The sequence below is a fragment of the Acidisphaera rubrifaciens HS-AP3 genome (genome assembly GCF_000964365.1).
Taxonomy (GTDB): domain Bacteria; phylum Pseudomonadota; class Alphaproteobacteria; order Acetobacterales; family Acetobacteraceae; genus Acidisphaera; species Acidisphaera rubrifaciens.
The window spans coordinates 1-628 of sequence record NZ_BANB01001020.1; the positions used below are offsets into that span (position 1 = coordinate 1).

General features: G+C 74.7%; 1 protein-coding gene. It reads left to right on the forward strand.

Translation table 11 applies throughout. The annotated features are described in order from the left end of the window. Positions 1-246 precede the first annotated feature (246 nt). Positions 247-628, forward strand: a 382-nt coding sequence (locus tag B8460_RS19795) for a DUF2076 domain-containing protein (protein ID WP_048863351.1), incomplete at its 3' end; no start/stop codon positions are given.

A 628-nucleotide genomic window follows, 5' to 3' on the forward strand; every position in this document is an offset into this window, starting at 1 on the left:
GGCGTCGTCGACAAGGCGGCGGCGGCGCGCGGGCGCGCGGCCGGGCTGACCGTGGTGATGGACCGCTGCCCGGTGATCGAGCGCGGGCGCCTGCGCATGCCCACGCCACCGCCGCCGTCGCCCGACCGCTAGCGCCGCCGCCCGGACCCTCGGGTCCGCCCGGCCGTCATGCTTGAACCACGGGGCGGGCACGGCCATTTCACAGGCTCAACATGCAGGCATGCCGGCGTCCGGCGCGGGGATAGCATGACCAACGAGGAACGCGACATCATCGCCCGTTTCATCGAACGGGTGAGCGGCGCTCAGGGGGCCACGGGCGTGCTGCCCGGCGGCCAGGGGCAGGGCAGCGTCCCGAGCGCGGGCCAGCCATCCGTGCTGCCGCCCATCGACCGCGAGGCCGACCAGTTCATCGGCGACCTGTTCACCCGCTACCCGGAGGCGCGGTACCGGCTGACACAGACGGCCTTTGTCCAGGAGCACGCGCTGGCGCAGGCCGCCGCCCGCATCCAGGCGCTGGAAAGCCAGCTCCAGCAGACGCAGCAGGCGCTCGCACAGGCGCAGCAGCAGGGCAGCCAGCGGTCGGGCGGCTTTCTGTCCGGCCTGTTCGGCGGCGGTGCGGCCGCGGCCC